We start from the raw sequence: 21578 nt of genomic DNA on the forward strand, positions 1-21578 counted from the left end.
AGCGCGCGCGAGGGGCATGGACATCGACCAGGCGCGGTGCGTCGCGGACTTCGCGCGCGCAGCTCGGGACGGATCGCCGATGATCGTGGGCGACTATCGCTTGCTGCGGCCGCTCGGGCGCGGGGGCATGGCGGAGGTGTGGCTGGGACGCCATTCGCTCACCGGCGGAAGCGCGGCGGTGAAGGTGTTGCGCGATGGCGCCGGCGCGACCGCGCGCGCATCGCTGGCGCGAGAGCGACGGGCGCTCGCACGCCTGCACCACCCGAGCATCGTCGCGCTGTTCGACGGAGGGCCCGATCACCTCGTCACGTCGTTCGTGGACGGGACCGATCTCGCACGACGGATGCGCGCGCCGGTGTCGGCCGCGGAGGCGCTCGGGATCGCGCGGGCGATCGCGCTCGCGCTCGATCACGCGCATCGCCGCGGCGTGGTGCATCGCGACGTGAAGCCGTCGAACGTGCTGATCGACGTGCGCGGCGACGCGTTCCTCGGCGACTTCGGCGTCGCCTCGATCGACGGTGACCAGGCCGACGCGGTGGGCACCCCCGCGTTCGCGGCGCCCGAGCAGCGCCGGGGCGCACCGGTCGACGGCGCCGCCGATCAGTTCGCGCTCGCACGCACGGTGCTCGCAATGTGGCTCGGCGCGCCCGATGCGCTCGACGCGGTGCGCGATCGCGCGCTGCACGACGTGCTCTCGCGTGCGCTCGACGCCGATCCGCGCCGTCGTTTCTCCTCGTGCGCGGAGCTCGCCGACGCGCTGGGATCGCTGGGAGATCGCGAGCGCGAGGTCGCGACGCGCGCGCCGTCGCGTCGCGGTCTCGCGAGCTTCGCGTGGGCGAGCGCCGCGGAGCGGCGGGAGTCGTCGATCGTCGAGCGGGTCGATCATCGCGTGCGCGCGCTCGCTGCGGCGGGGGCGCTCGATCGGGCAGCGACCGAGCGATTCCTGGCGCGCTCGGGCTACGCGGACCTCGGGTTCTCGATCCACGCGCGCACCGAGCGGCTCGGGCCGCTCGATCGCCCCGATGCGCTCGCGCGTGTGGAGCGCATCGTGGTGCCGCTCCACGGGCTCTGGACCGATCGCGAGACCTGGCGCGAGCTCGCGCCGCGCATCGCGCGCATGAACGCGACGGGGCTCGTGATCACCCCGGATCTCCTCGGGTTCGGCGCATCGCCGCTGGTCGACGAAGCGCCGTCCGTCGAGGTGATCGGTCCCCGCGCGACGTTCGAGACGGTGCGTGCGTGGCTCGCGCTGCTGGGCCTCGGCGAGGTGCCGACGACCTACGTCGCGTACTCGTACATGTCGACCGCGATCCTCGAGCTCGGCGACGACGCGCTGCGCGCGCACGAGTCCGCGGTCGTGCTCGCGCCCAGCATCCCGTTCTTCGACGCGTCGATCCGGGCACAGCTGCGCGCGCTCCGGCTCGTGGCGCACCTCGGCGTGATCCACGTCGAGTCCTATCGCGCCCTCGTGCGATGGCTCGGTGAGAACCTTCCTGCGTACGGTGTGCTCTCGCCCGCCGATCGCGAGCGCATGATCGCGATGGCGCGCGCGGTGCCCCCGCTGCGCCAAGCGCGCTTCGCCGACGCGATGCTCGCTGCGCGCGCGCCTCGCACCCACGAGCGCGACCGCAGCGTGGTCGCGGTCACGCCCGACGACCCGGCCTTTCCGGCCGTGCGACGCGCGCCCGAGCTCGAGCGCCTCGGCTACCACGCGCCCCGCGTGGTCCACCTCACGTTCGGCGCGCACCATCCACATCTTCCGAGCGCGACGCACCCCGAGTGGAACGCGCGCAACGTGCACGAGCTCGCGGATCTCGTCGATCAGCTGCGGAGCTTCGTCGATCGCCCCGCGCCCTCGCTCTCGACCACCCTGACCGCCCGGGGGCCGTGGTAGGAACGCGCCGTGCGGCGCTGGGTCGTGATCGGGCGGACTGCGACGGCGTCGCCCGAGTTCTCGCTGATCGATCTGCCGGGCTCGAGCGGGCGGCTCGACGTGCTCGTGCGCTGTGTGCGGGCGGCGCTGCTCGTCTCGAACGGAGTCCGGCGCGACACGATCGTCGATCTCGTGCTCCTCGGCGGACGGCGCGCGCCGCGCGTGGTCCGCTTCGACGGGCGCGTCGCGCGCTACGTGCGGCCGGGCGAGCGTTACGTCGCGACCGTGATCCAGAAGGCGCTCGCGCACGAGCCCGAAGGGCCCGGATTCACCGCGCTCCGCAACGGGATCTCGATCGCGAACGGCGGGCTCGACGTGGTGCTCTCGGATCTCGGCGACGTCCCGCGCGTCGTGCTCGAGCAGCACGGGACCGACGTCCGCGCCGCGCGCCTCGATAGCGGCGATCTCGCGATCTTCGTGGGCGATCACCTCGGCCTCGACGATGCGGCGCGCGCCGCGATCGAGCCCTGCACGCCGATCTCGATCGGTCCGGTGAGCGTGCACGCCGACGACGCGATCGCCGTGATGAGCAACGAGCTCGATCGGCGCGCGGTGTGATCTACCCTCCGCGCGATGTGGCGGCTCGTGCTCCTCGTGATCCTGGCGTGCGCGTCGACGGCGCACGCGCACCGCGGCTCCGCGAAGTACGTCGTGGTCGAGCGCACGAGCGAGGGCGCCTCGATCGACGTGGAGCTCGAGGTCGTCGACGCCGCGATGGAGCTCGGGCTCGGCGAGGACGCGCCCGCCTCGGCGGTCCTCGCGCGCGGTGACGATCTCGGTGCGCTCCTCGCGCGTGGGATCACGATCGGCGACGGCGCGGTCGCGTGCACCGCGGGCGCCGGCGCACCGAGCGAGGTCGAGGGCGAAGACGGCCCGCCGCGCCTCGCGCTCACGATCGACTACGCGTGCCCCGAGGCCGCGGGCGATCTCGTGCTCCGCGACGACACGATCTTCCCGACCGACGCGCAGCACGAGGCGTTCGTGCGCATCCGCTTCGCCGGGGACACCGACGCGCACGTGCTCCGCGCCGGACGCCAGGATGTCGCGCTCGGCGAGCCTCCGTCGACCGTGTCGCTGCTCGGGCGCTTCCTGGTCGAGGGCGTGCTGCACCTCGTCACCGGATACGACCATCTGCTGTTCTTGCTCTCGCTCGTGCTCACCGCCGGCGGGCTCGCGCTCCGCGAAGGGATGCGGGTCGCGCTGCGCGACGTCGCGATCGTCGTGACCGCGTTCACGCTCGGCCACAGCGTCACGCTGATCGCCGCGGCGCTCGGGGTGATCGTGCTGCCGTCGCGGCTCGTCGAGAGCGTCATCGCGGCGTCGATCGCGGTGGTCGCCCTGCTCAACGTGTGGCGGCCCGACGAGCGACGATCGATGCCGTGGCTCGCGCTGGGCTTCGGGCTCGTGCACGGCTTCGGGTTCTCGGGTGTGCTCGCCGAGCTCGGGCTCCCCGCGCAGGCGCGCGTGCTCTCGCTGCTCGCGTTCAACGTCGGGATCGAGCTCGCGCAGCTCGCGTTCGTCGCGGTGATGCTCTCGCCGCTCGCGTGGCTCGCAGGCAAGCCGGGCTATCGCACGTGGATCGTGCGCGGCGGATCCATCGCGATCGCGCTGCTCGCGCTGGTCTGGCTCGTCGAGCGCGCCACCGCACCGTAGACTCCGCGCGCTCGTCCAGCTGGAGTGCTCGCTGGGGCAGGGCTCGCACGGGAGCGTGCGGAGCACGAGCCGATTTTTTCTGGAGACTCTCTCAGGAGGTCGCGCGCATGGCGGTCTGCAAGACGTGTGGCGAAGAGGTCGAGGAGCTCGTCGCGGTGAAGGTCGGCGGCAAGACCAAGACGATGTGCGAGGACTGCGCCGATCGCGCGCGTGAAGAGGGCGAGGTCGCCGAGGCCAGCGAGCGCGCGGTGCAGGGCATGATGGAGTACAAGGGCCGGCGATGACGGGGCCCGCGGCGCGTCACGGTGCGCACCGTCCGTGCGGATCTGCGCACACGCGCCGCGATGGTCTCGCGCGATCCGCGGGTGAATCGGCGATGGCACGCGTGCTGCTGGTGCGGCGCGCGTGACCGACGTGATGCTCGCGGGTCGCTACCAACTGCTCGACACCCTCGGTGAGGGCTCGAACGCGGTCGTGTGGCGCGCGCTCGACAGCGCGTCGGGCAACCTGGTCGCGATCAAGCGGCTGCGTCCCGAGATCGCGCGCGTCGAGGAGTGGCGCGCCCGGCTCCGCCGCGAGGGGCGCGCGATCGTCACGCTCCGTCATCCCGGCGTCGTCCGCGTGAGCGAGCTGGGCGAGGAGGACGGCGGCGCGCCGTACCTCGTGATGGAGCTGTTCTACGGCGAGACGCTCGCGACGCGGCTCGCGCGCGTCGCTCGCCTCGGCGTCGAGGAAGCGCTCGCCATCGCGGTGCCGCTGCTCGATGCGCTGGCGGCGGTCCACGCGCACGGCCTCGTGCATCGCGACGTGAAGCCCTCGAACGTGATGCTCGTGAAGGAGCTGCGCAGTGATCGCGTCGTGCTCCTCGACTTCGGGCTCGCGTGCCTGCTCGACGGATCGCAGCGCGTCACGCGCGAAGGCGCGCGCATCGGCACGCCGGTGTACATGAGCCCGGAGCAGGCGCGCGGCGTTCCGCTGATCGACGCGCGCGCCGACGTGTGGGCGGTCGGAGGGCTGCTCTACGAGATGCTCGCGGGTCGCGCGCCGTTCCGCGCGAGCGGCGCGCTCGAGGTGCTGCACTCGGTGATCGCGAAGCAGCCCGCGCCGCTGCGCGCGGTGGTGCCCGACGTGCCCGCGGCCCTCGACGAGGCGATCACGGTCGCGCTCTCGAAGCGCCCGCAGGATCGGCACGGGAGCGCGATCGCGATGGCGGTGGCGCTGCGCGCGATCGGTGGCGCGCAGCGCGGGCGCGCGGCGCGCCATCCCTAGGCGCAGAAGCCGTACTGCACGCCGTCGAGGATGATCGTCGGCGAGGGCGAGACGCAGATCTCGTCGAACGCGCAGCCCTCGTCGGTCGCGACGTGACACCAGCGGCGGCACCGCCCGCTCACGCACGCGTGGTTGCGCGCGCAGTCGCCGTCGTCGCTGCAGAGATCGTAGGAGAGCCCGGTGCCGAGCGGGCCGCTGCAATCCGTCAGGAAGCGCATCGCGCCCTCGCTCTCGCGGAACACGTGGCAGGTCGTCTGGGGCGAGCATCCGGTGCCGTCGATCGGATCACACGAGCGCGTGCACAGCCGCACGTCGGTGCGCTCGCCGCCGCTGCCGTCGTCGAGCGTGCCGAGGCAGAGCGAGCCCACACCGCTGCAGTCCGCATCGCTCGTGCAGTAGCGGGTGCACATCGGCAGATCGACCGCGGCCTCGCGCGAGTAGTCGATGCACGTATGGCCCGGCGCGCAGCTCGACGGAGACGTGCAGCTCGTGCCCTCGGTGCCGCTGCCCGCGGTGGCGCACACGCGCGTCGCGCCCGAGTGGTAACAGGCCTGTCCGCCCGCACATCCGCACTGCGGCCCGACGAGCCGGCACGGCGACTCCGAGCACGTCGACGTCGCGCTGCATCCCGTCGCGCTGCACGTCTGACCCGAGGGGCACATCGCGTCCTGCGGCAGGTACTCGCACGTCCCGGGCTCGACGCAGCGATCCATCGTGCACGCGACTCCGTCGTCGCACGAGGGCGGCGTGCCCGGCATGCAGCGGTTCAGCTCGCAGCGCTCGACGCCGTTGCACGCGACGCCGTCGGAGCACTCGTCCGCGGTGCTGCACGGCACCATTCCCGCGTCCTCGGGGCTCGTCGCTGCGTCGCTCGTCGTCGCCGCGTCGACGCCTTGTTGGCCGCCGTCGAGCCCTGGCGTCGACCCATCGTGGCCGTTGGGTGTCGTCCCGCCTCCTCCGGTCGCGCAGCCTGCTGCGGCGAGCACGAGCGCGATGACGATCGACGAGCACGAGACCGAGATCGAACGCACGACGAACATGGGCTGCCCCCCCGGGAACGTCGATTCCGGACGGTAGTCGACGGGACCGAGGCAATGAACAGACGGCTCGCGCGAACGTGCGAGAGCACACACCCGGACGCGCGCTACACTCGCGCCTCGCGAATGGGGCCGCACGTCCGACGCATCGAGTCGCTCGTCCCGCGCCGCACGCCGGCGTTCGGTGGCAAGGCGAAGAATCTCGCGGCGCTCGCGCGCGCCGGTTTCCCCGTGCCCGCTGCGTACGCCGTCGCAGCCGAGCTCTGTGACGACTTCCTGCGCGCGACGCTCGCGCCCGACGAGCAACCTGCCGCGCTGCTCGCTGCGCCGTCGCGCGACGTCACGCCCGAGCGGCTCGCCGACATCGCCGCGCGCGTGCGACGAGCGCCGCTCACCCGCGCGATCGCGGCCGACGTGCACGCCGCGTTCGCGACGCTGCGCAACGAGGGCGCGCGCGCGATCGCGGTGCGCTCGTCGTCGCTCCGCGAGGACGAGCAGGCGCGCTCCGCCGCGGGCCTGCACGACACCGTGCTCGGTGTCGATCACGAGGACGCGCTCGACGACGCGCTGCGCGCGGTGTGGGCCAGCTCGTTCGATCCGCGCGTGCTCGGCTATCTGCGCGCGCTCGGCAGCGCGAGCGCGGAGGCCGGGCTCGGCATGGGCGTGGTGCTGCAGGCGCTCGTGCCCGCCGACGTCGCGGGCGTGCTCTTCACGGTGAACCCGCTCTCCGCGGATCCCGGCGAGATGGTGATCAACGCGTCGTTCGGCCTCGGCAAGACCGTGGTCGACGGAAGCGTCTCGCCGGACACGTACCGCGTCGACAAGGCGAGCGGTTGGGTGCGCGATCGCGTGATCGGCGACAAGGCGCGCGCGATCCGCTGGGACGACGAGCGAGGTGTCTTCGAGGAGGACGTGCCCGCCGAGGAGCGCGCGCAGGAGTCGCTCTCGGAAGACGTGCTCGACCGCCTGATCGAGCTCGGCGTGCGCATCGAGGATCACTTCGGCGACGCGCGCGACATCGAGTGGGCCGTCGTCGGTCGCAACGTGTACGTGCTGCAGGCGCGGCCGGTCACCGCGATCGCGACTCCGCCCCGGCGCACCAGCTCGCGACGCGCGCGCCGCGCCGATCGTGCGCGCATCGTCTGGTCGAACGTGAACGTCGGCGAGGCGCTGCCCGGGGTCGCGACGCCGTTCACCTGGTCGGTGCTGAGCGGGTTCAGCGATCGCGGGTTCCGCCGCGCGTTCGGGGCGCTCGGGTGCAGCGTGCCCAAGGACGCCGAGCTCGTCGGCAACTTCCGCGGTCGCATCTACCTCAACATGAGCGAGTTCACCGCGATCGCGTCGCAGGTCCCCGGCCTGCGCCCGCGCGTGCTGCTCTCGCTCGGCGGCGGCGGCGAGATCGATCGCCTCGAGCACGACGTGGAGCGCCGTGGATCCGCGGCGTTCCTCGCGCGGCTGCCGATGACCGCGTCGCGCTACGTGCGAGAGAACGCGCGGCTCGGCGAGCGCGTCGCGCAGTTCGAGAAGTGGTTCGAGGCGGAGCGCGCGCGCATCGACGGGATCGACTTCCGCGTGCTGAGCGCGACCGCGCTGCACCGCGTGCTCGGCGAGGTCGAGCGGCTCCTCGATCCCACCGGTGAGGTGCTGCTCAACGTCTACGGCAACCTGCTCGCGTGCGTGGTCGCGCTGCGCGGGCTCGTCGGCGCGGTCGCGGACAAGGAGCGCGCCGACGCGCTGATGCGCGAGCTGCTCACCGGGCTCGACGACGTCGACAGCGCGGCACCGGGGCTGGCGCTCTATCGCATCGCGCGCATCGCGCGCGGCGATCTGCGGGCGCGCGATCACATCCTGCGCACGCCGCCCGCGGAGCTGCGCATCGCGTCGATCCCCGAGGGCCCGACGCGCCGCGCGCTGATCGACTTCTTCGCGCGCTACGGCGGACGTGGAGCCCGCGAGGCCGAGATCGCGGAACCGCGCTGGCGTGAGGATCCCACGCTGCCCTTCACGACGCTGCGCCTCCACCTGATGAGCGAGCACGACGAGGGGCCCGAGGAGGTGCAGCAGCGCCAGCACGAGGTTCGGGATCGCGCGCAGGCGGAGCTCGAGTCCCTCCTGCCGCTCCCGGTGCGCCTCTCCGGAGGCGCGCTCGCGGTGCGCAAGCTGCTCACGCTGGTGCAGGACTTCATGCGGCTGCGCGAGCACCTCCGCGGCCACGTCGTCACGGTGCTCGGGCTCTATCGCGAGGTCGTGCTCGACGCGTCGCGACGGCTCGCGGCGATGGAGCCGGGCTGCGGACCCGACGGCGGGTTCTTCCTCACGGTCGACGAGCTGCACGCGCTGCTCAAGGGCGACGTGGGGCCGGTCTCGGTGCTCATCCGTCGCCGTCGCCTGCAGTACGAGCGCGATCGCGCGCTGCCGCCGCCGCCCGACACGTTCGTCGGGTTCCCGCCGCCGGTCGAGGCCGAGGAGCTCCCCGACGGCGCGCTGCGCGGGCTCGGCGCGTCGACGGGTCGCGTGATCGGCATCGCGCGCGTGATCGAGACCGCGAGCGACGCGACCTCGCTCGCGCCGGGAGAGGTGCTCGTGGTGCAGCAGGCCGACGTCGGCTGGACCCCGCTCTTCCTCGCGGCGGCGGCGATCGTGACCGATCTCGGCGGGCCGCTCTCGCATGCGAGCGTGGTCGCGCGGGAGTTCGGCGTACCCGCCGTGGTGAACGTGCGACACGGCACCCGCGTGATCCGCACCGGCGATCGCATCGAGGTCGACGGCGACGCGGGCACGGTCCGCATCGTCGAGCGCGCGCACGCGACGCGCGATCGCGAGGAGCACGCCCGCGATGCGACCCCGCGGGCGTGATCGACGGTCCGCGCCGCCGCCCGAGGTGCGCATCGCGCATCGCGACGCGCACCTGCTCGTGCTGGTGAAGCCGCCCGCGCTGCCCACCACCGCGCCCGACGCGAGCACGATCACGCTCACGTCGATCGCGCGCTCGCTCGATCCGAGCGCGCCGAAGATGCATCCGAGCTCGCGCCTCGACCGCGACGTGACCGGGCTCGTCACGTTCGCGCGCACCGATCGTGCGATCGACGCGCTGCTCGAGGCGCGTCGCGCAGGGCGCTACGAGCGCACGTATCTCGCGTTGGTCGCGGGGGTGCCCGAGGAGCGCGGCCGATGGACGTGGGGGATCGCGATCGATCCGCGCGATGCCACGCGGCGCATCGCGCTGCGCGAGGGCGAGACCGGCGAGCGCGCGCAGGACGCGAGCTCGCGCTACGAGCGACGCGGCGTCGCGAGCGGTCACGCGGCGCTCGCGCTCTTTCCCGAGACGGGGCGCACCCACCAGCTGCGCGTGCACTGCGCGGCCGCCGGCCATCCGATCCTCGGCGACACGACCTACGGCGGCGCGCCGCGCGTGGTGCTCGAGGACGGCCGGGTGATCGGCGCGCGCCGACCGATGCTGCACTGCGCGCGGCTCGTGCTGCCCGACGTGGCTCGCGGCGGCGCGCTCGAGCTGATCGAGGGTGCGCCCGACGATTTCGCGCGCGCCTGGAGCGGCCTCGGGGGCGATCCTGCGGCGCTGGTGATCTAGCTCGCGGACGTCGTGCGGCCGCGTTCACGATGCCGCGCGGCGGCCGTTCGGCCCCGCTAGTTCTGGATCTCCGAGTCGGTCGGGGCCGCGCCCGCGACCTCGGGGAACACGTGCTCGACCTCTTCGGTGATCGAGCGCGCGATCTCCTCTTCGAGCTCCATCGGGCCTGCGGCGATGCGCTCGACGTTGCGCTGGTACACGAACACGCGCCCCGCGCGCGGCGGCTCGTCCTCCCCACCGAGATCGTCGAGCAGCACCGGGATGCGCGGATCCACGCCCTCGGCGACCACCTCGGCGCCCGGCACGTCGCCCACGATCACCAGCGCGCCCTCGATCACGCGCGCGACGTTCTCGCGCAGCCGACCGATCGCCGACTGGACGCGGCGCTCGAACGTGTCCGAGCTCACCATCGGCGCCGGCGCGCCGCCGCGCAGCTCCGCGTGCCGCGAGTGCAGGAACGAGAGCGCCGCCGCGCGCGCATCGCCCCGCTCCTGGAGCACGAGCCCGAGGTAGTAGTGCGCCTCGGCGTGGCGCGGCTCCTTCTCGATCGCGCGCCGCAGCCACGGCTCCGCGCCGCTCGGATCGCCGGTCTCGAAGCGCGCACGGCCGATCGAGAACGCGATGCCCGCGCTCTCGAAGGGCCCTTCCGGCAGCGCGTTCACGACGACGCTCGCACCTGCGCGATCACCCTTGCCGAGCAGCGCGTCGATCTTGAGCAGCATCGCGTCCGCCTGCTCCTCGGGGTCCTCGATCCAGTCGAGCGCCGACTCGATGCGCGCGATCGCGCCATCCCAGTCCTGCAGCGGGTGGATGCAGACCTCGGCCGCGTTGAGCATCGCCTCGACGAAGCTCTCGTCGAGCTCGATCGCGCGCTCGTAGTGCTCGAGCGCCTCCTCGGCGTGGCCCTCCTGCGCGCGGATGTAGCCCATGAGGTTGTGCACCTCGGGCGAGTCGGGATCGATCTCGAGGGACTTCTCGGCGGAGCGCATCGCGCCCGCGAAGTCACCGCGCGAGACGAGGTCCCACGCACGGTCGAGGTGGGCACTGAGCTGGTCCATCGGACCTTTGTCGGGGGAAGCCATGTGCAGCGCGGCCCCGGAACGTACGAGGACCGCGTCCTGGGTCAAGCGAGCATGCTCCAACTCCGCGGAAACGCTGCTATCCTGGCCAGCATGCGACGCGTGGTGCCTGCGTTCGCGCTGCTGCTCGCGGCCGGCTGCTACGGCGCCGTGCCGGCGCCCCGCGAGGCCACGTCGATCGGCACGACGTCGTCGGGGTTCCTCGCGCACGGCGTCGCGCTGCCCGAGCGCGGGCCGGGCTTCGTGCGGGCCCGACCCGGCGAGGACACGCGCTGGGGCACGCCGGGCCTCGTCGGCGCGCTGCAGCGCGCGTTCGCGTCGGTCGCCGTGACGTTCCCGGGATCGGTGCCGGCGCGGGTCGGCGACCTCTCGGCGCCGGGGGGAGGGCGGCACACGCGGCATCGCAGCCATCGCACCGGCCGCGACGTCGACGTGATCTTCTACCTGACCGACGACGGCGGGCGCGCGACCTCGCCGCGTGGCTGGCTCGCGTTCGGCCGCTACGGCCACGCGATCGAGGAGTCGAGCGGCGATCTCTTCTTCTTCGATGACGCACGCAACTGGCACTTCGTGCGCACGCTGCTGCTCGATCCCGAGGCCGACGTGCAGTGGATCTTCGTGAGCCGCGGGCTGAAGACGAGGCTGCTCGAGTACGCGCTCGCGCACGAGACGAGCGCCGAGGCGCTGGTGCGCGCGGCGTACGTGCTGCAGCAGCCCGAGCGCGCGGCGCCGCACGACGATCACTTCCACGTGCGCGTGTTCTGCAGCGAGCAGGATCGCGCGTCGGGATGTCGCGACGTGGGCCCGCGCTGGCCCTGGCTGAGGCCCGAGGTCGAGGCGATCGCGGGTCGCGACGGCGCAGGGCTCGACGATGCGTCGCTGCTCGCGGCGCTGCTCGACGGAGACGATCCGGCCGCGCCCGACGACGACGCGCCGCGCGCGCGACCCGCGATCTCGTCGCGCTAGATCAGCGTTCGAGCGCAGACGTCGGCGAGCTCGTCGAGGCTGCGCGAGTGACACCGGATCCACGCGGTCGTCACGTCGCTCGGGGCGCTCGCGATCGCCGCACGATCGCCGTCGAACGCACGCCACACCACCACACGGGTGCGGCCCGCGAGCTCGGGCGCGACGGTGATCAGCGACGGGATCTGGATCGACGGATACCCGCCATCGAGGATCAGGATCCGCGCGGCGTCCGGATCCTCGTCGAGCGCATCGAGCAGCTCGAGGAGCCCCTCGACGACGCGCACCGTCGCGCGCCCACCGAGCGCATGCGCGAGCGATGCGGACGCCGACGCGTCCTGGGTCGCGAAGAACACGATCGGCAGCGGCCCGCGAGGCGCGGGATCGGTCCGCGGGCGCGCCGACACGTAGACGCCCGAGCCTGGCTCCTCCCCCAGGTCGTCCGGCGTCTGGAACTCGTCGTCGTCGAGGAAGAGCTCGAGCGGCTGCGGCGGGCTCGTGCTGCGCAGCGGCACGAACGTCGGCGTCGGCACCGGCTCCGCGACCCGCGACTGCACGGGGGCCTGGAGCTGCGCGCTGCTGATCGGCTGCCTCGAGCTGCGACGCGCCGCGCGCTCGAGCACCGGGCGCAGCTGGTCGAGCACCTCGTCGGCGACGTCGTCGCCGATGCGCGTCGCGAGCGCCCGACGCAGCGGGCCCTCGGCGAATTCGAGGACCTCGGGGCCGCGCTCCGGGATCGCCGCGCGCCCTGCGTCGCGGAGCGCGCGGGCGATCACCGCGATCCGCACCGGCTCGGTCGCGACCGCCTCGAGGGCCTCCTCGAGCGCGCGGGCTACCGGGGTGTCGGGTGTGGGATGCGCGGACATCATCGAGCGGCGACGTCTCCTCGCCCGTCGGGGCGCACGCACGCCTGGTCGACCCGGGCATCATAGGCGCGCCGTGCGAGCGTCTCAAGCACGACCGGCATTCTTCCGCGTGGGTGGAAGTGGGCGTGATACCGCACGGCCCCGGCGGATCGGATAGATTCGCGCCCGTGCGAGTGGTCGGTGTCGACGAGAACGGGCTCGGGCCACGCCTCGGCCCGCTGGTGGCGACCGCGGTGACGTTCGAGCTCGACGCGCGCGGCTACGATCCAGCGCGCGTCCGGCGCATCGCGACGCGCGCGGGGATCGGCGACAGCAAGGCGACGAGCGCGTTCGGCGAGATGGCGCACGCCGAGGGCATCGCGCTCGCGCTGGTCGAGCGCGCGTGCGGCCGCGTGGTCGAGGACGTCGACGCGCTGCTCGACGCGATCGCGCTCGAGCCACCCGAGGGCATGCGCGCGCACTGCGACGAGTCGAGCCGCCCGCACTGCTGGGGCGCGGCGATGCCGCTGCCTGCGTTCGGCGGATCGATCGCGAGCGGTCGCGCGCTGCTCGCGCGCATCGAGCGCGCGGGGATGAAGCCGGTGCACGCGCGCAGCGCCATCGCGTGCGTGCGCGTCTACAACCGCGAGCTCGCGCGGCGCGGCAGCAAGCTCTGCGTCGACCTCGAGCTCTTCGAGCGCCTGCTGATCGACGCGCGCGCGATCTCCGAGGACGATCTGCTCGCGATCTGCGGGATGGTCGGGGGCATCCGGCGCTACTCGACCTATCTCGCGCGCATCGACACGACGCGGCTCGAGGTGATCGAGGAGAGCCGCCGTCGGTCGATCTATCGCGCGCCCGAGGTGGGCGAGCTGCGCTTCGAGGTCGACTGCGACGCGCTGCATCCGCCGGTCGCGCTCGCGTCGATGCTCGGCAAGTACGTGCGCGAGCTGCTCGTCGAGCGACAGGGACGCTTCTACCGGGGGCACGAGCCCGCGCTGCCGATCGCGAGCGGCTACCACGATCCGGTCACCGCGCGCTTCGTCGAAGCGACGACGCTGCTGCGGCGCAAGCTCGCGATCGCGGACGACTGCTTCGAGCGCACCGGCTGAGTCCTTGCCGGAGTGCTCGTCCCGCAGGTCCCGGACGGGAGCGCGCGAAGCGCGCGGACGGTAGGGACCGGCGGGCGAGCCGGTTTTTCGACAGGCTTTGAGCGCTTTGACAGCGGCCGAGCGCGCGGAAGACTCGCTCGCGTGCAGGACACGCTCCGGCGGCTGATCGAAGAGCTCGCAGTGGTCGGCGCGGAGCTGACGCGGGGCCCCGACGTGCACGGCACGCCGAGCCGGCTCGCGGCCGCGACCTGCATCAGCATGCGCACCGCGCTCTACGTCGGGACGTTCAAGCCGCCGCGCTCGCTCGTCGTGGCGCTGCTCGAGGGAACGAAGACCGTCGAGCAGAACGCCGAGCGCTTCGTCGCGGCGACCGGCGATCTCTTCATCGCGCCCGCGGGGATCCTGCTGGGCGTCGACAGCCGGCCCGATCCCGACAGTGGCTGCTATCGCGCGGTGGTGATCGATCTCGATCCCGACGCGGTCGCCGCGGTCGTGCGGCGGCACCCGACGCTGCATCGCGGCTCTTCGGTGCTCGGGCCCTTCGATCCCACGCGCGCGCAGCGACTGCCCGCGTCGCCGCACGCGCTCCAGGCCGTGCTGCACTTCGTGCGCACGCTGATGCTCCCCGACGCGCACGCCGCGCTGCTGCAGCATCGGCTCGAGGATCTGGTGCTCGCGCTCGCGCTGCAGCAGGTCGGCGATCTCGAGCCCGAGCGCGCGCACGCGACCCAGGCGCGCCTCGACCTCGTGCTCGCGGTCCGCAACCTGATCCGCGGCGATCCCGCTGCGCCCTGGCCCGCCGAGCTCGTCGCGCGGCGCCTCGCGGTGAGCGCGGCGACGCTGCGACGACGGCTCGCCACCGCGGGGCTCACGCTGCGCGAGGTGCGCGCGCAGGAGCGAATGGCGCTCGCGCGCACGCTGCTCTCGCGACCCGGTGCGAACGTGAGCGAGGTCGCGCAGCGCTGCGGCTACCAGTCCGCCTCGAAGTTCGCGCGGCAGTACCGGCGCTGGACCGGCAGCACGCCCTCGCAGCGCGCGCTGCACGATTGAGCGGTTCGGGCTCGACGACGACGCGTTCGGGCGAGAGCGCCGCGCGGCGCGGTGCTTCGCTGCGCGCATGCACGAACGCCACGCTCTGATCTTCTCGTCCGCGCTCCTCGCGAGCGCATGTCACGCCGCACCGTCGGCCGCGGTGCCGGGGCCCGCTCCCGAGCTCGACGTCGCAGGGCTCGACGTGCCGGAGTCGGTGCTCCACGACGCGAGCGACGACGTCTATCTCGTGAGCAACATCGGAGGCTCGCCCTTCGAGCAGGACGGCAACGGGTTCGTCTCGCGCATCGCGCCCGACGGAACGGTGATCGCGCTCCGATGGATCGACGGGCTCGACGCGCCGAAGGGCATGGCGATCGCGGGCGACGTCCTCGCGGTCGCCGATCTCACGGTGCTGCGGCGCTTCGATCGCCACACCGGCGCGCCTCGCGATGCGATCACGATCCCCGGCGCGAGCTTCCTCAACGACGTGGTCGCCGCGCCCGACGGATCGTTCTTCGTGGGCGACAGCGGGATGGCGCGCACCGACGACGGCTTCGGTCCGTCCGGTCACGACGCGCTCTTCCGCGTCGCGCCCGATGGCGCGGTCACGACCATCGCGTCGGGGCCCGAGCTCGCGCTGCCGAACGGCCTCGCCATCGCGGGCGACGAGCTCCTCGTCGTGAGCTTCGGTGCCGCGGCGCTGATGCGCTTCGCGCTCGACGGCACGCCGCGCGGGCGCGTCGAGCTCCCCGCAGGACAGCTCGACGGCCTCGTCGCGCTCGAGAGCGGCTGTCTGATCGCGTCGAGCTTCGGCGTGCCGGGCGTGATCGCGGGCACCACCGAGGGCGCGTTCGCGACGGTGATCGAAGCGCAGCTCGCGGCGGACATCGGGCTCGACGCGCGCCGCGGGCGACTGCTGCTCCCGATGATCGCGGAAGGACGCCTGCGCACGGCCTCGATCGCGTCGTTGGGCGCGTGCGAAAGGGCCCGCTGAACGCCTTGCTTTTTCAGTAGTCGAGAATCATTGTCAACTCTGCTGGAATGGTGAAAACGCTGGCAGATCTGCGGGTTGGCGACGAAGCGGTGGTCTCCGACGTGGGAGGTGATCGCGGCGTCGCGCGCCGGCTCATGGAGATGGGCGTCCTGCCCGGGACGCGGGTGCGCATCGCGCGGGTCGCGCCGCTCGGCGATCCCATCGAGATCCGGGTGCGCAGCTATTCGCTCTCGATCCGTCGCGCCGAGGCGCGCGGCGTGTACGTGACGGCGGAAGCGTCGTGAGCGAGTCGCTGCGCACGGTCGTCCTCGCGGGGAATCCCAACGCGGGCAAGACCACGCTCTTCAACGCGCTCACCGGCGCGCGTGCGCGCACCGGCAACTATCCGGGCGTCACCGTCGAGCGCCGCGTGGGCAAGGTCGCGCTGCCGCAGGGGGCGCGCGTCGACCTCGTCGATCTGCCGGGCACCTACAGCCTCACCGCGCGCTCGCCCGAGGAGCAGGTCGCGGTCGACGCGCTGCTGCCGCTCGCGGGCCCGCCGCCCGACGCGGTGATCGTGGTGTGCGACGCGGGGGCGCTCGCGCGGCATCTCTATCTCGCGCTGCAGGTCCTCGAGACCGGCCTGCCGGTCGTGATCGCGCTCAACATGATGGACGAGGCGCGCGCCGCGGGGATCGACGTCGACGTCGCGCAGCTCGCGCGCGAGCTGGACGCCGACGTGGTGCCGGTCGTCGCGCGCAGCGGGGAAGGGCTCCCCGAGCTGCGCAGCGCGCTCGCGCGCGCGCTCACGGCGCCGGCGCGCGATGCGTACCGTGCGCCCGCGCGCGATGGGTCGGTCGCGCTCGCGCTCGAGGGCGCGACGCTGCGTGACGTCGAGCACGTCGAGATGACGATCGCGCCGATGGTGCGACGCGACGTGGACCCCGCGCACCGCGCCTCGATGGCGCGTGCCCGCGCGCTGTGGGCCATCCTCTCGGTCGGCGACGACGAGCTGCGCGGCGTGCCCGCCGCGGTGCGCGAGGCGGTCGCCGAGGTGCGTGGTCGCGCCGACGCGGAAGGGCGCTCGATCGATCGCGAGATCATCGCGGCGCGCTACGCACGCATCGACGCGCTCGCGCGCGACGCGATCCGCGTGAAGGCGAGCGCGCCGAAGCGCAGCGTCACCGATCGCATCGACGCGGTGCTGACGCATCCGGTCGCGGGGCTCGTGGTGTTCGCGGTCGTGATGGGCGCGCTCTTCCAGGCGCTCTTCACGTGGTCGGAGCCGATGGTCGGCGCGATCGAGGCGATGGTCGCGGGCGCGCAGGACGTGCTGCGCACCTATGCGCCCGGCGGTCCGCTGCGCGATCTGCTCGTCGACGGAGTGATCGCGGGCGTCGGCAACGTGATCGTGTTCGTGCCGCAGATCGCGCTGCTCTCGCTCTTCATCGCGGTGCTCGAGGACTCGGGCTACCTCGCGCGCGTCGCGTTCGTGATCGATCGTGTGATGAGCGGCGTGGGGCTCCACGGCCGCGCGTTCGTGCCGCTGCTCTCGGGGTTCGCGTGCGCGATCCCGGCGATCCTCGCGACGCGCACCATCGAGAACCGCAAGGACCGGCTGGTCACGATGCTCGCGCTGCCGCTCATGTCGTGCAGCGCGCGACTGCCGGTCTACACGCTGGTGATCGCGGTCGCGTTCCCCGCGTCGGCGACGCTGCCCGGCGGGATCGCGGTGGGCGCGGTCGCGCTGCTCGCGATGTACGCGCTCTCGGTGATCACGACGCTCGGCGCGGCCGCGGTGCTTCGCCGCACCGTGCTGCGCGGTCCGAAGCCCGCGCTGGTGCTCGAGCTCCCGCCCTACCGCGTGCCGGTGCTGCGCAACGTGATGCTCGCGACCTGGGATCGCGCGCGCACCTTCGTGATCGACGCGGGCACGCTGATCCTCGCGATCACCATCGTGCTCTGGGGGCTGCTCTCCTATCCGCGCGATGGCGCGCTCGAGGCGCGCTACGACGCGATGCGCGCCGAGGCCGAGGCGACGCTCGAGGGCGAGGCGCTCGACGCGCGCGTGGCGAGCATCGACGCCGAGAACGCGGCGGAGCGCATGGAGCAGAGCTTCGCCGGGCAGGTCGGGCGCGCCATCGAGCCGGTGATCGCACCGCTCGGGTTCGACTGGAAGATCGGCGTCGGGCTCATCGCGTCGTTCGCGGCGCGCGAGGTGCTCGTGAGCACGCTCGGCATCGTCTACGGGGCGGGCGAGGACACCGACGAGGAGAACGACACGCTGCGCGGCGAGCTGCGCGCGGCGCGACATCCCGACGGGACGCGGGTGTTCACGCCGCTCGTCGGGCTCTCGCTGATGGTGTTCTTCGTGCTCGCGGCGCAGTGCATGAGCACGTTCGCGATGGTCAAGCGCGAGTCGGGCTCGTGGAAGTGGCCGGTGCTCATGGTCGTGTACATGAACACCCTCGCGTATCTGGCGTCGCTGCTCGTCTTCCAGGTCGGACGCGCGCTCGGGTTTTCTTGAACGACTGATCAAGAACCGACGAGCGAGCCCAGCGCGCGCGGGTCGACCGGCTTGGTCACGTGGCGATCGAAGCCCGCGTCGATCGCGCGGCGCTGATCTTCTTCCTGTCCGTAGCCGGTTAGCGCGACGAGGCGCGCGCCCTTCGTGATCGCGTCGCTGCGCAGCGCGCGCGCGACGTCGTAGCCGTCCATCAGGCCCGGCAGGCCGATGTCGCAGAGCACGACCTCGGGAGCGAGCGCGCGCGCCCGTGCGAGCGCCTCGCTCCCGGTGTGCGCGACCTCGACCTGATGGCCGCCGCTCTCCAGCACGAGGCGCAGCATCTCGGCGGCGTCCTCGTTGTCCTCGACGATCAAGACGCGGCGCGGGCGCGCCTCGCAGGGGGCGACCGCGGGCTCCTCGGCGGGCGCGGGCTCGCGCAGCGGGAGCGTGATGGTGAGCTCCGCGCCGTGGCCGTGCCCTTCGCTCTGCGCGCGCACGGTGCCGCCGTGGAGCTCGACGAGCCCGCGCACCAGCGCGAGCCCGAGGCCGAGCCCACCCTGGCTGCGATCGGTGCGGCGCTCGTCCTGCACGAAGGGCTCGAAGATGCGCTCGATCGCGGTGGGCGCGATGCCGATCCCGTCGTCTCGCACCGAGAGCACGGCGCGCCCGTCGTCGACGCGCAGCGCGACGTCGATGTGCCCGCCGGGGCTCGTGAACTTCGCCGCGTTGTGCAGCAGGTTCCCCAGCACCTGCGCGAGCCGCGTGGGATCACCGGCGCTCGAGATCTCCTCGCGCGGCACCTCCAGTGCGAGCGACGCGCCCGAGCGCTCGATCTCGAGGCGATGATCCTCGACGCAGTCACGGACGATCTCCCGCAGATCGACCGGCTGCAGCTCGAGCGAGAGCTTGCCGCGAGCGATGCGCGAGAGATCGAGGAGGTCGTCGAGCAGGCGCGCCATGTGGCCCACCTGCCGCACGATCACGCCGCGGGCGCGCGTCATGCGGGGCTCGGGCGGGCCGAGCAGCTCGAGCACCTGCACCGCGCTGCGGATCGCTGCGAGCGGGTTGCGCAGCTCGTGACCGAGGAGCGCGAGGAACTCGGTCTTGCGGCGATCCGCTTCCTGGATCGCGTCGCGCGCACGCACGCGCTCGGTCACGTCGATGGTGCAGCCGACGAGGCGCACGACGCGCCCGCTCGCGTCGCGCAGCACACACCCGCGATCCCACACGTGGCGATACGAGCCGTCGCGGTGGAGCACGCGGTACTCGGTGTCGGCGACCTCGGTCTGCTCGCGCTGGAGCTGCTGCCAGCGCGCATCGGCGTGCTGCACGTCGTCGGGATGGATGCGGTCGCGCCACCACGAGGGATCGGTCGGGACCTCGTCGACGTCGAACCCGACGATGTCGCGGATGCCCGGTGATCGATGCACCGAGCCGGTGTCGAAGTCCCACTCGTAGACGAGGCCACGGACCGCCTGCGTCGCGAGGCGATGGGTCTCCTCGCTGCGTCGCAGCGCCTCGTCGCGGGCGCGCTCCGCGCTCACGTCGCGCGCGACGCCGAGCAGCTCCGCGGGGTGCCCGTCCTCGTCGCGGGTGAACACCACCGAGCGCACGTCGAGCCAGCGGTACGAGCCGTCCGCGTGGCGCATGCGGTACGACTCCTCGAGATGATCGCCGTCGCGCATCGTCGGGATGCGCGACATGCGGTCGAGCACGCCAGGCAGGTCGTCGGGGTGCACGAGCGTCGGCAGCAGCGCGGGCCCGAGGCCGCGGATCCACTCGACGTCGTGCCCGAGGAAGCGGTTCACGTAGACGTTGCGGCCCGTCTTCGCGTCGACGAGGAAGATGGTGTCGGGGCTCGCGCTCGCCATCTGCTCGAAGAGGTGCCGCGACTTCTCGGCCTGGCGCTCGGCCGCGCGGACCTCGGCGTAGAGCGTCGCGTGCTCGAGCGCGGTGCCCGCGCGACGCGCGAGATCGAGCGCGACCTCGACGTCGTCGTCTCCGTAGTAACGAGGCGACTCCGCCCACGCGAACGTGATCGCGCCGCGCACCTCGCCGCGCACCCGGATCGGCGCGGAGAGATACGAGCGCAGGCCGAGCTCGCGGCTGAGGCGCAGGTACTCGTCGTCGCCCCGGCCGTCATCGAGGAGCTGAGCGCCCTGCACCAGCAGCTCGTCGGTCATCTCGCGGATCAGGATCGGCTGCCCGCTCGCGACGAACGCGTCGATCTGCGCGCGCGGCGTGGGCCAGCGCTCGAACATCGTGCGCACCAGCTCGACCTTCGCGGGATCGGCGTGGTGCACCGCGACGCGCCGCACGCTGCGCTCTTCGAAGAGGTCGACCGCGGACCAGTCGGCGAAGCTCGGGATCGCGAGCTCCACCATCGCGCGCAGCGTCCGCGCGTAGTCGAGCGAGCTCGCGAGCAGATCGCTGGCGCGCGCGAGCAGGCGCTGGTGCTCGGCCTCGCGCAGCGATCGCTCGTAGAGCGAGACCCGCTCGAGCACGGTCGCGGTCTGGCTCGCGAGCATGTCGAGCAGCGCGACGTCGTCGGCGTCGAACGTGCGCGACGCCTCGAAGCCGAGGACCATCGAGCCGATCACCCGATCGGTCGAGCGCAGCGGGACCGCAGCGACCGCGCTCACCCGCGCGACGTCGGGGTACGCGGCGAGATCGGGGTAAGCCTCGAGCATCGAGGCCGAGCTCTCGTGCAGGCGCGCGCGCCCCTCGCGGAACGCGACCGCGAGCGGCAGCGTCGCGTCGATCGGGAAGGTCTCCCAGCGTCGTCGCGTCGCCTCGTTCGCGAGCGCGCTGGACCCGACGAGCTCGAGCCAACCGGGACGCGCCGAGGGCAGGGCGAACCCCGCGCGCTGCGCGCCGAGCAGCGTGCGCGCGTGCCCCGAGATCGCGTGCAGCACGTCGTGCGCGGTCGACGCGCCGGCGATGTCGATGGCGAGCCGTCGCAGCGACTCGAGGCGCGTCGCGTTGCGCTCGGCGGCCTCGCGCGCGCGTCGCTCCTGGAGCTGCGCGCGCGTCGCGCCGATCGCGAGACCGGCGCGGATCGCGACCGCCATCGCGATCTCCACGTGTGCGTCGGAGAGCTCGGATCGCTCGCTGCGCCGGCCGAGCGTGAGCACGCCGAACACTTCGTCGTGGGTGCGCAGCGGCACCGCGAGCACGGCGCGCGTGCCGATCGCGGCGTGCAGCTGCGCGCTCTCGGGCGTGGTCGCGAGCTCCGCGGGAAGATCATCACGCGCCGACGACCACAGCGGCGCGCCGGTGCGGATCGGCGCCGTGAGCGCGTCGGGCAGCGAGAGCGCGCGGAGCGCGGGCGCGAGCGCGTCGTGCGGCGCTGCGATCGCGGCCGCGTGACGGGTGATGCGCCCCTCGTCGACGAGATCGATGGTCGCGCTGTCCGCGAGCGCGGGCACGACGGTGTCGACCACCGCGCGCAGCGTCGCCTCCACACCGCCCGAGCTCGCGATGCGGCGGCTCAGATCGAGCAGCACCGCGAGCCCGCGATCGAGCGGGCGCGAGTCGTGGACGGCGGGGCTCGCCTTCGTGCCGGCTGCGTCGCTCATGCGGTGAGG

The 21578-nt window shown here is 73.1% G+C and carries 17 protein-coding genes; 13 read left to right on the forward strand and 4 right to left on the reverse strand.

Annotated elements, in window-relative coordinates; all coding sequences use genetic code 11:
• Positions 1 to 79 precede the first annotated feature (79 nt).
• The 5 genes from I5071_RS10145 (at position 80) to I5071_RS10165 (ending at position 4855) form a co-directional block, all read left to right on the forward strand.
• Complete coding sequence (locus I5071_RS10145; RefSeq protein ID WP_236605220.1) at positions 80 to 1894, forward strand: serine/threonine-protein kinase; 1815 nt, start codon at positions 80 to 82, stop codon at positions 1892 to 1894.
• Between the two features lie 9 nt (positions 1895 to 1903).
• Positions 1904 to 2491, forward strand: a complete 588-nt coding sequence (locus tag I5071_RS10150) for a hypothetical protein (RefSeq protein ID WP_236605221.1) — start codon at positions 1904 to 1906, stop codon at positions 2489 to 2491.
• Between the two features lie 15 nt (positions 2492 to 2506).
• Complete coding sequence (locus tag I5071_RS10155; protein ID WP_236605222.1) at positions 2507 to 3586, forward strand: HupE/UreJ family protein; 1080 nt, start codon at positions 2507 to 2509, stop codon at positions 3584 to 3586.
• 107 nt (positions 3587 to 3693) lie between these two features.
• The gene (locus I5071_RS10160; protein WP_236605223.1) at positions 3694 to 3870 is read left to right on the forward strand and encodes a hypothetical protein; all 177 of its coding nucleotides are present in this window, start codon (positions 3694 to 3696) and stop codon (positions 3868 to 3870) included.
• Between the two features lie 121 nt (positions 3871 to 3991).
• Positions 3992 to 4855, forward strand: a complete 864-nt coding sequence (locus I5071_RS10165) for a serine/threonine-protein kinase (protein WP_236605224.1) — start codon at positions 3992 to 3994, stop codon at positions 4853 to 4855.
• Here the strand turns inward: I5071_RS10165 and I5071_RS10170 are convergent.
• Positions 4852 to 5895 (reverse strand): hypothetical protein, encoded by a 1044-nt coding sequence (locus tag I5071_RS10170; protein ID WP_236605225.1) that lies wholly within the window; start codon positions 5893 to 5895, stop codon positions 4852 to 4854. The two genes, I5071_RS10165 and I5071_RS10170, sit on opposite strands and share 4 nt — an antisense overlap.
• A gap of 123 nt (positions 5896 to 6018) precedes the next feature.
• On the opposite strand from I5071_RS10170, the gene I5071_RS10175 reads away from it, so the two are divergent.
• Complete coding sequence (locus I5071_RS10175) at positions 6019 to 8748, forward strand: PEP/pyruvate-binding domain-containing protein (RefSeq protein WP_236605226.1); 2730 nt, start codon at positions 6019 to 6021, stop codon at positions 8746 to 8748.
• Complete coding sequence (locus I5071_RS10180) at positions 8729 to 9481, forward strand: RluA family pseudouridine synthase (RefSeq protein ID WP_236605227.1); 753 nt, start codon at positions 8729 to 8731, stop codon at positions 9479 to 9481. Before I5071_RS10175 ends, I5071_RS10180 begins: the two co-directional genes overlap by 20 nt.
• Positions 9482 to 9537: 56 nt before the next feature.
• Here I5071_RS10180 and I5071_RS10185 read toward each other — a convergent pair whose 3' ends face one another.
• Positions 9538 to 10539, reverse strand: a complete 1002-nt coding sequence (locus tag I5071_RS10185; RefSeq protein ID WP_236605228.1) for a tetratricopeptide repeat protein — start codon at positions 10537 to 10539, stop codon at positions 9538 to 9540.
• 114 nt (positions 10540 to 10653) lie between these two features.
• Between I5071_RS10185 and I5071_RS10190 the strand changes: the two genes are divergently transcribed.
• Positions 10654 to 11526, forward strand: coding sequence for a penicillin-insensitive murein endopeptidase (locus I5071_RS10190; RefSeq protein WP_236605229.1), 873 nt, complete (start codon positions 10654 to 10656; stop codon positions 11524 to 11526).
• Here I5071_RS10190 and I5071_RS10195 read toward each other — a convergent pair.
• The gene (locus I5071_RS10195) at positions 11523 to 12392 is read right to left on the reverse strand and encodes a hypothetical protein (protein ID WP_236605230.1); all 870 of its coding nucleotides are present in this window, start codon (positions 12390 to 12392) and stop codon (positions 11523 to 11525) included. The genes I5071_RS10190 and I5071_RS10195 overlap by 4 nt on opposite strands.
• A 164-nt stretch (positions 12393 to 12556) precedes the next feature.
• Between I5071_RS10195 and I5071_RS10200 the strand changes: the two genes are divergently transcribed.
• The 5 genes from I5071_RS10200 (at position 12557) to feoB (ending at position 18012) form a co-directional block, all read left to right on the forward strand.
• Entirely contained in the window at positions 12557 to 13480 is a 924-nt protein-coding gene (locus I5071_RS10200; protein WP_236605231.1) for a hypothetical protein, read from the forward strand.
• A gap of 141 nt (positions 13481 to 13621) precedes the next feature.
• Positions 13622 to 14530 carry a helix-turn-helix transcriptional regulator gene (locus I5071_RS10205; protein ID WP_236605232.1) on the forward strand — a complete coding sequence of 303 codons (909 nt, stop codon included), beginning with the start codon at positions 13622 to 13624 and terminating at the stop codon, positions 14528 to 14530.
• Between the two features lie 67 nt (positions 14531 to 14597).
• Positions 14598 to 15506, forward strand: a complete 909-nt coding sequence (locus tag I5071_RS10210; RefSeq protein ID WP_236605233.1) for an SMP-30/gluconolactonase/LRE family protein — start codon at positions 14598 to 14600, stop codon at positions 15504 to 15506.
• Between the two features lie 47 nt (positions 15507 to 15553).
• Complete coding sequence (locus I5071_RS10215; RefSeq protein WP_268921217.1) at positions 15554 to 15790, forward strand: FeoA family protein; 237 nt, start codon at positions 15554 to 15556, stop codon at positions 15788 to 15790.
• Complete coding sequence (gene feoB / locus I5071_RS10220) at positions 15787 to 18012, forward strand: ferrous iron transport protein B (protein WP_236605235.1); 2226 nt, start codon at positions 15787 to 15789, stop codon at positions 18010 to 18012. The genes I5071_RS10215 and feoB overlap by 4 nt, the downstream gene beginning before the upstream one ends.
• An 8-nt stretch (positions 18013 to 18020) precedes the next feature.
• On the opposite strand, the gene I5071_RS10225 is transcribed toward feoB, so the two are convergent.
• Complete coding sequence (locus tag I5071_RS10225; RefSeq protein WP_236605236.1) at positions 18021 to 21569, reverse strand: PAS domain-containing protein; 3549 nt, start codon at positions 21567 to 21569, stop codon at positions 18021 to 18023.
• Between the last annotated feature and the right edge of the window lie 9 nt (positions 21570 to 21578).

It is taken from the genome of Sandaracinus amylolyticus, assembly GCF_021631985.1.
GTDB lineage: Bacteria > Myxococcota_A > Polyangia > Polyangiales > Sandaracinaceae > Sandaracinus > Sandaracinus amylolyticus_A.